This window comes from Arthrobacter sp. Y3225116 (assembly GCF_059091245.1).
This window is the reverse complement of the sequence record NZ_JBNHGL010000106.1, coordinates 1-9,449: the sequence shown is the minus strand read 5'-3', so window position 1 is coordinate 9,449 and position 9,449 is coordinate 1. Positions and strand designations below refer to the sequence as shown.

Annotated in this window: 11 protein-coding genes; 3 read left to right on the top strand and 8 right to left on the bottom strand. The window is 66.8% G+C overall.

What is annotated here, in order from left to right; all coding sequences use genetic code 11:
• Positions 1-467, top strand: a 467-nt coding sequence (locus tag AC5RV2_RS10885) for an HNH endonuclease (RefSeq protein WP_494092340.1), incomplete at its 5' end; no start/stop codon positions are given.
• Between the two features lie 125 nt (positions 468-592).
• Here the strand turns inward: AC5RV2_RS10885 and AC5RV2_RS10880 are convergent.
• From AC5RV2_RS10880 to AC5RV2_RS10855, 6 genes are all read right to left on the bottom strand, one after another.
• Positions 593-1,588: a serine/threonine-protein kinase gene (locus tag AC5RV2_RS10880; RefSeq protein ID WP_494092339.1), complete on the bottom strand. Its 996-nt coding sequence runs from the start codon at positions 1,586-1,588 to the stop codon at positions 593-595.
• 88 nt (positions 1,589-1,676) lie between these two features.
• Positions 1,677-2,483, bottom strand: coding sequence for an alpha/beta fold hydrolase (locus tag AC5RV2_RS10875; RefSeq protein ID WP_494092338.1), 807 nt, complete (start codon positions 2,481-2,483; stop codon positions 1,677-1,679).
• Between the two features lie 2 nt (positions 2,484-2,485).
• A complete protein-coding gene (locus AC5RV2_RS10870) occupies positions 2,486-2,818 on the bottom strand; it encodes a biotin/lipoyl-containing protein (RefSeq protein ID WP_493979765.1) in 333 nt (110 codons plus the stop codon).
• Positions 2,811-3,785: an alpha-ketoacid dehydrogenase subunit beta gene (locus tag AC5RV2_RS10865; protein ID WP_494092341.1), complete on the bottom strand. Its 975-nt coding sequence runs from the start codon at positions 3,783-3,785 to the stop codon at positions 2,811-2,813. Before AC5RV2_RS10865 ends, AC5RV2_RS10870 begins: the two co-directional genes overlap by 8 nt.
• A 118-nt stretch (positions 3,786-3,903) precedes the next feature.
• The gene (locus AC5RV2_RS10860) at positions 3,904-4,950 is read right to left on the bottom strand and encodes a thiamine pyrophosphate-dependent enzyme (RefSeq protein WP_494092337.1); all 1,047 of its coding nucleotides are present in this window, start codon (positions 4,948-4,950) and stop codon (positions 3,904-3,906) included.
• A 182-nt stretch (positions 4,951-5,132) separates the two neighbouring features.
• The gene (locus AC5RV2_RS10855) at positions 5,133-6,539 is read right to left on the bottom strand and encodes an amino acid permease (RefSeq protein ID WP_494092336.1); all 1,407 of its coding nucleotides are present in this window, start codon (positions 6,537-6,539) and stop codon (positions 5,133-5,135) included.
• A 100-nt stretch (positions 6,540-6,639) separates the two neighbouring features.
• Here AC5RV2_RS10855 and AC5RV2_RS10850 point away from each other — a divergent pair, with 100 nt between their 5' ends.
• Positions 6,640-7,113 carry an Lrp/AsnC family transcriptional regulator gene (locus AC5RV2_RS10850; protein ID WP_493979767.1) on the top strand — a complete coding sequence of 158 codons (474 nt, stop codon included), beginning with the start codon at positions 6,640-6,642 and terminating at the stop codon, positions 7,111-7,113.
• Here AC5RV2_RS10850 and AC5RV2_RS10845 read toward each other — a convergent pair.
• Positions 7,052-7,630: a hypothetical protein gene (locus AC5RV2_RS10845; RefSeq protein ID WP_494092335.1), complete on the bottom strand. Its 579-nt coding sequence runs from the start codon at positions 7,628-7,630 to the stop codon at positions 7,052-7,054. The genes AC5RV2_RS10850 and AC5RV2_RS10845 overlap by 62 nt on opposite strands.
• A gap of 78 nt (positions 7,631-7,708) precedes the next feature.
• Positions 7,709-8,464, bottom strand: a complete 756-nt coding sequence (locus AC5RV2_RS10840; protein ID WP_494092334.1) for a hypothetical protein — start codon at positions 8,462-8,464, stop codon at positions 7,709-7,711.
• Between the two features lie 294 nt (positions 8,465-8,758).
• Here AC5RV2_RS10840 and AC5RV2_RS10835 point away from each other — a divergent pair.
• The coding region (locus tag AC5RV2_RS10835; protein ID WP_494092333.1) for an NUDIX hydrolase at positions 8,759-9,449 on the top strand (691 nt) is incomplete at its 3' end.

The following is a 9,449-nucleotide window of genomic DNA, read 5'->3' as shown; positions in this document are numbered from 1 at the left end:
CCGGGCTGCTCTCCGGCGGCGGCAGCGCGGTCTTCAACGGCCCGGTCTCGGCCACCACGGTCCGCCGGATGGCCTGCGACGCCGAGATCATCCCGGCGGTCCTGGGATCCGAGGGCGAGATCCTGGATCTGGGCCGGTCGCAACGGTTCTTCAACCGGGCCATCCGCCGGGCGCTGGTCGCCCGGGACAAGGGCTGCGCCTTCCCCGGGTGCAGCATGCCCGCGTTCTGGACCGAAGCGCACCACATCATCCCCTGGTGGGCCGGCGGCCGCACCGACGTGAACAACGGGGTATGCCTCTGCCTGCTCCACCACGACCTGATCGAGCAAGGCAACTGGGAGATCAACGTCGTCGACGGCATCCCCTGGTTCACGCCGCCGGACTACATCGACCCGCGCCGCAAACCGCTGCGCAACTCCTACTGGCAAACCCACATCCCACCCCAACCACTCCAAGCTGCAACATGACGGCTTGGGCCGTGCGGCGGTGCCAGCTCAACCCACGGGGAGCCGGTTCAACCCTCGCTGAGAGCGTGGTTACCCCACGCTGGGAGCCGGTTCAACCCTCGCTGCCCCACGCTGGGAGCGCGGTGCTAACCGACGCTGGGGGCGCGGTTCGGCGGCGCGGGAATTGCCACGTTCCCGGTGATGTGCCCACCGGTACGCTCTTCGGTTGCCCCGGCCGTGTCCGATCCGATCACACCGTTCACCAGTGACGCAGGAGTTGGCAGCACGGAGGCGGAGGCCACAATTTGGTCGGGCAGCGGCCCTTCGGCCAGGTTCCGCAGCCTCAGGGCCACCTCGTGCGCGGTCGGACGAGCCTCCGGGTCACGGCGGGTCATCCGGGTCAGCAGGTCCGCCCATTCGGGATCCATCGATGCGGGCATCTCCGGGTCCCGCAGCAGTCGGGCGACCGCTGCCTCCATAGGTGTCCCCGGGAAGGCCTTGCGCTGGGTAAGGCACTCGAAGAGCACCAGGGCCAACGAGTAAACATCGCTGGCGCCGGTAACTTTTTCGCCGACGGCCTGTTCCGGGCTGAGGTAGTTCGCCGTTCCGATGGTCGCGCCCTGGGCAGTGGCCATGCTGGACTCGACCATCCGGGCGATGCCGAAGTCAGAAAGTTTGGGGTGGTGCCGGGTGTCGTTCGGGCTGCCGTTCGCCAACAGGATATTGGCCGGCTTCACGTCACGGTGGATCACACCCTGATCGTGGATGTAGTTCAGTGCATCGGCAAGGTCGGCACCGATTTGGGCTGTGTCCACGGAAGTGAGCGGGCCGCTCCGCAGTCTGCGCCGGAGATCGGCCCCTTCGATCAATTCCATCACCAGGTAACTGGTAGTCGCGCCGTCGGCCGCCGTGTGCAGGCCGGCATCCAGCAACGTCACCAAACCCGGGTGGTTCAGCGTGGCCAGCAGCAGGGTTTCGGTGTGTTGCCGCCGGTACTCGTCATCGTCAGGCGTCGTTGGTGCGAACATTTTGACCGCCACCTCGCGGCCCAAAGATTCGTCTACGGCCCGGTACACGGACGCTGCCCCGCCGGTGCCTATGAGCTCCCGTGTCCTGTAGCGCCCGCCCAGGAATACCTCCATCAAGCCTCCACGCCCCAGGAATTTAATCTCATCGGTAATTGTACCGACCAAAAGGGCCGTTCACGGCACCGAAAAAATGCGCGAACGGTCAATCAGCGAGGAATTCGATGGCGGCGGTCTTGAAGGCCCGGGAGGTCACGGCATTGGCGTGCGTGCGCGCGGGCAGCCACATCAACTCCGCGGCGTCGGAAAGCGCAGCCAGCTCCGGCGCGGTGACGGCCAGGTCGTCCTTGTCGCCGGCGACCAGGAGCACCGGCATCCTCGGCACGGCCTCGGTGGGTACGAAGGGTTCGGTCTTGATCGCCTCGATCATGGTCATCAGCGCAAAGATGTCGTTCGACGGCACCAGCTTGGCCATCCGCAAAAGCTCAGCGGTGTTGACGTCCTCGATGGGCGTCCCGTCGGCCAGGAAGCGCTGGGCAGCGTGTAGGTCGAAGTCCGCCAGGGGGTCGCTGCTGCCGGGCCCGCCGAGCACCATCCGCCGGACCAGTTCCGGCTGGGTGGCGCCGAACTCCCAGGCCAGCCGAGCTCCCAGGGAGTACCCGATCAGGTCAACCCCGGTGTCGGGATCGTTCTCTTTCAGCGGACGGACCTTGGCGTCCTGGACCAGCTGCAGCAGGTCGGCGCGGATCCTGCTGGGGGCGTAGGCATCCATTTCTTCCGGAGCGGCGCTTTCGCCGTGGCCGGGAAGGTCCACCGTGACCACGCGCCGGCCGGCCTGCGTGAGCGCCGTAATCCAGCCGGCGTCCTCCCAGTTGAGCTTGCTGGAGGAGGCGAAACCGTGCAGCAGGATCACCGGACGGCGGGGGCCCTCGGTCCCTTCGGCGGCCTCGTGCACCTGGACGTGCAGGCGCGGGTCGAGGCCTTCTACGGTGTGCTGCGGGTTGTTTCCCATGCTCAGTCCTCGTCGTCGAGCGCCGCCGTCAGGCGGACGCGGCGCTTAGGCGCTTCTTCCTTCGGTACGGTGCCCACAATACCGGCGGTGTCGTCGGGAACCTCGAAAACGATCAATGGTTCGCCCACCTTGATGATGTCGCCGGGTTCACCATGGATTTTCACCACTTTGCCCGCCTGCGGGGAGGGCAGTTCGACGGCGGACTTGGTGGTCTCTACCTCGACCAGCGGGTGGTTGCGCTCGATCTGCTCGCCCTCGGAGACGAGCCATTCCAGCACGGTTGCCTCGATCAGGCCCTCACCAAGATCCGGCAGGGGGAACGTAATTTCAGCCACGGCGATACTCCAATACTCGCTGGATCCCGAACAGGATGCGGTCAATGTTGGGTACGTACTCGTCTTCCAGGTCTCCCGAAGGGTACGGTACGTCGAATCCGGTCACCCGCTCAACAGGTGCCCGCAGGGTGTTGAAGCAGCGCTCGGTAATCAGCGCGGCCACCTCCGCACCCAGGCCGGAGGTCAGCGGCGCCTCGTGCACGACGACGGCGCGGCGCGTCTTGGCCACGGAAGCGGCCAGTCCTTCGGCATCGATGGGCTTCAGCCAGCGCAGGTCCAGCACCTCGATCTCGATGCCGTCCTCGGCGGCGAGCTCGGCGACCTGCAGGCAGCGGGCCACCATGGCGCCCCAGGCCACCAGGGTCAGGTGCTTGCCTTCACGGACGATCCGCGAGCCTTCGCGGGAGTAGCCGTCCGGCTCGGGGGAGGTGTCCACCGGGCCCTTCTGCCAGTAGCGGGACTTCGGCTCCATGAAGATCACCGGGTCGGGCCGCGTCGCCGCGTGCTTGAGCAGGTGGTACGCCTCGTTCGGGCTCGACGGCGAGACCACCTTCAGGCCGGGGACGTGGGCGAACAGCGATTCCAGCGACTCGCCGTGGTGTTCCGGGGCGCGGATGCCGCCGAAGCTGGGTACCCGCAGCGTGATGGGCATCGGCATGGTGCCGCGGCTCCGGTAGTTCATCCGGCCCACCTGGCAGACAATCTGGTTGATCGCCGGGTAGGCGAACCCGTCGAACTGCACCTCGGGGATCGGGTGGTAGCCGGCCATGGCCAGGCCCACCGACATGCCGAGAATGCCGGATTCGGCCAGCGGGGTGTCGAAAACCCGTGCCTCGCCGAACTTCTTCTGCAGGCCGTCGGTGATGCGGAAGACGCCGCCGAGCAGTCCGACGTCCTCGCCCAGGACCAGTGCCTTGGGATTGTCCTCCAGCACGTCTGCCAGCGCGCGGTTCAATGCCTGCTGCATGGAGAGCTGTTCGACGGCGGTGACGTGGCCGGGTTCCACCACGTCCACGGATTCCTGCTGGGCGCTGGTTTCCGTGGTGTTGTCGATGGCGGCTTCAAGGTCGCTCAGGGTCTTGTGCTCAGACATGCTCGGACTCCTCCCGCCAGGCGCGTGCCTGGGCCTTCAGCGCGTGTGTGGGTTCCTGGTAGACAAAATCGAACATCTCCGTGCCGGGACGGGAACCAAGTGCCGCCACCCCTTCCCGGATCCGTTCCTCTTCCGCCTTGGCGGCCGCGAGCACCTCGGCGAAGAAGTCCTCGCCGGCGATGCCGTCGGCTTCCAGCCGGGCCCGCATGCGCAGCAGCGGATCCTCGCCGCCGTCGGCGCGTTCCTCGGCCAGGGTGCGGTAGCGGCCGGGGTCGTCGCTGGTGGAGTGCGGGCCACGCCGGTACGTCATGGCTTCCACGATGGCCGGCCCGTGGCCCTCCCGTGCGTGGGCGAGGGCGGCGGCCGTCGCCTGGTAAACCGCCACGGCGTCGTTGCCATCCACCTTCAGCGACGGCATGGCGTAGCCGGCGGCGCGGGCGGCAACGGAGCCGCCGGCCACCTGGCGCTCGGTCGGCACCGAGATCGCGAAGCCGTTGTTCTGGATGAAAAAGACCACGGGAGCCTTCATGACTGCGGCGAAGTTCATGGCTTCGTGGACGTCGCCCTGCGAGCTGGCGCCGTCGCCGAAGTAGGTGATGGCCACGCCGAGTTCTCCAGCCGGGGCGCCGGAAAGCGTCTGCCCGTGCGCCCAGCCGACGGCGTGCAGCACGGAGCCTGCCACGACGGCTTGGATCGGGGCAAAGCGCGTGGCCTGGGGATCGTAGAGCCCGCCGTGCCAAGTCGCCTTGTGGGTGGACATGTACTCGACCATGTCCAGGCCCACCGTCCGGGCCACGCCCATCTCGCGGTAGGTCGGGAAGACGAAGTCGCGGGACATGTCCAGCGCGTACCCGCTGCCCACCTGGGCGGCTTCCTGCCCGAGTTCCGGCGCGTAGCCGGGAATCAGGCCCTGGCGCTGCCACCGGATGGCCGATTCGTCCAGGTGGCGGACCGACACCATCAGCCGGTAGAGCTCCTTGAAGTCCTCGGCGGACAGGTCGGGCTGTGCCGACGGGTCCAGGGAAAGAACGCTGCTCATGCCTGCTCCTCCACGTAGTTATGGTGCCGCCGCGTCCCCGCGGGGGAGGAGCGCGACGGCGTCAATTGCTTACGGTGACACTAGTCACCCTACGTGGAGTGTGCAATCTGCCATGTAATCACCAAACAGTGTGCACAGTTAGTGGCCCCCGCTGGCGATAGCTATAAGCAAAATGCGTGCTGCTAACGGCGAGGTGAACTTTCGGCAGGTGTTCGGCGTGCGGCGATTTTTGCAGCTGCAGCTATCGCGGCGATCAGCACCAGGGTCGAGAGCAGCTGGATTCCCGTTGTCGGGGAGAAGAAGCCAAGCACCAGGATTGCGGCCAGCAAGGCAAGGCCCGCGTACGTCATTGCCGGGAAGCCGCGCATCCGGAACGGCAGCTCCGTGCCTTCGCGGTCGGCCCGGCGGCGCAGCACCAGCTGGGACAGCAGGACCATCCCCCAGACCACCAGGCAGGTGGACCCGACGACGTTCAGCAACACCGGCAGGACGCGCTCGGGGAACAACAGCTCGAGCACGGCCGCCACAAAACCAAACGCCACGGACGCCAATACCGCCCTGACCGGAACCCGCCGGGTGCTGAGCCTCCGGAGGGAAGCAGGCGCCTCGTTCCGTTCCGAGAGGGAAAAGATCATCCTCGATGCACCGTACAGGTTGGCGTTGAGCGCCGAGAGCAGCGCTACCGCGGCGACCAGGGTGATGGCCACATCCGCGCCGGGGATCTGGGCGATCGAGAGCACCGCGGCAAAGGGCGACGCCAGCGCCTCCGAATCCCAGGGCACCGTCAACGCGATCACCAGCACCGAGCCGAAGTAGAACACCAGGATGCGCCAGACGACGGTCCGGATGGCCTTCGCCACGCTGGCTCCCGGGTTTTCCGTTTCCGCGGCCGCAACGGCGACGATCTCGGTCCCGCCAAAGGCGAAGATCACCACCAGCAGCCCGGCGCCGATGCCGGCAATGCCGTTGGGGGCGAAGCCGTCGTCACCGAAGATGACGCCCAACCCGGGCGACGGGACATTGGGCAGCCAGCCGAACAGCAAGGCGGCGCCGATGGCGAGGAACGCCAGGATGGCGATGACCTTGAAGATGGCGAACCAGAACTCGAATTCTCCGTAGTTGCGCACCCCGAACAAGTTGACCACGGTGAAGACCACCATGAACACCAGCGCGAGCAGCCAGACGGGCAGCGCCGGCCAGACCGTGGCCAACAAGCCCGCGGCGCCCACTGCCTCGGCCGCGATCACCACCACCAGCTGCAGCCACCAGAGCCAGCCGATGGTGGCGCCGGCGGTGCGGCCCAGCGCCTTCTCGGCGTACGTCGAGAAGGCGCCGCTGCTGGGGTTGGCGGCGGCCATCTCGCCCAGCGCCCACATCACGATGATCACCAACGTGCCCGCGAGCAGGTAGGAGATCAACACGGCCGGACCGGCGGCCTGGATGCCCGCTCCGGAGCCCAGGAAGAGCCCGGCGCCGATGGCGCTGCCCAGTCCCATCATGATCAGCTGGCGCTGCTTCATCCCATGGCCGAGCCCGGCGGGCGGTCGGGCGCTCGGGTCGCGGTGGTGAGTGGCGGTAAAACGCGGCATCGACTGTCCTGTCGTTTGGCGAAAGCAGCCCGTAAGCTGACAATTTGTCTAGCAGTGTCCCACAACTGGCGGCACCGAACCCGAAAGGACGCACAGCGTCATGCAGATCGACTCTCTCGATGCCGACATCGTCACGCTGTTCACGGAGGACCCGCGGATGTCTGTTCTGGAAGCGTCGCGGGTGCTGAAAGTAGCGCGTGCCACAGTACAGGCCCGGCTGGACAAGATGCAACGTGCCGGCGTGACGGCGGGCTGGGGGCCCCGGCTTTCGCCCGAGGCACTGGGATACGTGGTGCGGGCCTACTGTTCGTTCGTGATCCGCCAGGAGTCCGGGCACGACGCCGTGGCCGCCGCGCTCGCCGACATTCCGGAGGTGCTGGAACTGCACACCGTCTCCGGTGAAAGCGACCTGCTGGCTTGTGTCGTCGCCCGGTCGAACGCGGACCTGCAGCGGGTGCTCGACCAGGTCATGGCGACCAATACGGTGCTGCGTTCGTCGTCCGTGATCGTGCTCAACAGCCACTTCCGGGAGCGAACCCTTCCGTTGGTCCAGGCCGCCGCCGATCCTCGCTGACCCCGGCGGAAAGGGAGGCGCCGCCGTCGTCGACGTCGACGTCCCGGATTACCGCAGCGCGGCCGAGCCCCGCAGCGGTTCCGGCGATCACCGCGAAAAGTGCCGGCAGCGCACCCGTGCCCGGAGCCAGCAGGGCAACGGTTCCCCACGTGAGTGCGGCCAGCCCTGCGGCAAATGCGAGCACATGCACCCACTGCCGCCGAACAGGGCGCAGCAGCATGCCCAGCAGCAGCGCGAAGGGGGCGCCCAGCAGGGCGGCGAAGAAAAAACCGATCGTCAGCAATAGGCCCCAGAAGCTCAGGGCAGAGGAGTTCGGCGACGACAGCTCGTCGATGATGCTCAGGGCCAGCGAGATGACGAACCACGCGCCGACGGCGACCAGCCAGCCCTTAATGAAGGCGTAGCGCCCAAGGATGACGCGATGGTGCGGCGGGCGTTCCTTCCTGCCATACCTGCGCCTGAGGATTTCGTTGTTGTCCGGTGGTACGAACCGCCGCCGCCGTCCCCGTGGGTGCATGGCTGAAGCCTAACCCGGGGAGGCCGGCGCCACGCGGGCGGCCACGCCGAAATGCCGCTGTGCGACCATTCCCTCGTGTCAGTCGGAGGTTGTCGGCTCCGGCTTTTCCAGTCCGGCGAACGGCGCAAGGTCCCGTCGGAAGTTCTCGATGTCGCGTTCCGACAGCGCGGTGGCGCCGTAACCCAGCGTGATCGATCGAGGTTCCCACCCATGCTCCGCGGCTTCTGCGGCTGCCTTGCCGGACGGGTCGCGGGACACATCCAGCAGGGTGATCGACAGCCACTGGGAATCTGTGTGTGCCGCTCCGCTCCACACCCAGTACTCGTCCGGATCATCGGTTCCGAAGCGCTCACGCTGTTCCCGCTGCCAGGTCTCTTCATCGCCGTGCGGCGATGACTGGTGATCGAGGACCAGCGCATCGAAACCATGGTCTGCAAGTATCCCGTTCACTATGTCAACGATGCGCTGCCAGTCTTCAGGCGCCGGGGGAGCCGAACCGCTGATGCGGTTGGCGGAGTTGTAGGTGGAATACGCGGACTTGCCGCCGTACCCGTTTCCTTCCTGCGGATACCACCCCGCTTCCCCGTCGCCCCGCCAGCGCAGCCCGTACTCTCTGCCGAGCGCGTATTCCACGTCGGACAAAAGGGCTTCCGCCAGTGATTCGGCCTGCTCTCGGGTAGGCCCAGACAGTATTTCTTCGGCTGAAATGTGGGCGTGGCCCGGATAATCACGCCAGTCCACAGTCGTCTCACGACCGCTCGTGTCGATGTAGGTGGTGGTGGGCGAGGCCGAACAAGCAACGAGCAGGGCGACGGTCAAAAGCCAAAGACCCATGCGCCCGGGCCGCGCGGGCCGTGCTGTCTGCATCCGAACCCTTCGAACGAGAGTTGCCAATGGCTTCCCACGGTAGCGGGGGAGAGAGCAGTTGCGGTACGGACACGCGTGTCAGTCCGTGGTCGGTTCCGGCTTGCGGCGAGAGGGAGAGCGGGAAGCTTATCCGTGCCGCCAGGATCTCGGTGCCGTCACAATTCGCCGACATCGGGGTGTGATTGGGTCAACATGACCTTAACCCGCTAGGATGAGTTCTAGTCAGAGTGACTTTTACTAGTCTTCAGGGAGGAGGGAGCCATGCCGATCCACGCGGCCAACGTGTCGGAGCGGGCGCAGCAGCCCCCCGAGCTGGCCATTTCCACGGTGATCTTCGCCCTCCGCCCGGACCCGGAGGCGGGTCGACCCACCTTGTGGCTGCCGCTGGTCCGCCGCACCCGGCAGCCGTTCCGGGACCTGTGGGCGCTGCCCGGCGGTCCGTTGAGTGCGGCCGAATCTCTCCAGGACGCCGCGGCCCGGAACCTGGAGGAGACCACCCGCCTGCAGCCGAGCTACCTGGAGCAGTTGTATGCCTTCGGCGGCCTGGACCGCTCACCGGCGCAACGGGTGGTCTCCATCGTCTATTGGGCGTTGGTGAAGCCGGACGAGGCGGCGCTGGCCCGCGAAACGGAGAACGTGCGCTGGGTCCGCGCCGATGAACTTGGCCAACTGGCGTTCGACCACAACCAGATCGTGGATTATGCGCTGTGGCGGCTGCGGAACAAGGTGGAATACAGCTCCATCGCGTACGCCTTCCTGGGATCCACCTTCACGCTGGCCCAGGTCCGCGAAGTGTACGAGGCCGTGCTGGGCAAGCAGCTGGATCCGGCCAACTTCCGCCGCCAGCTGCGGGCGACGCCGGACATCGAACCAACCGACGAGTACCTGCAGGGCGGCCGGCACCGGCCGCCCCGGCTCTACCGCTACACCGGGAGCGCCGCGCAGCTCAGGG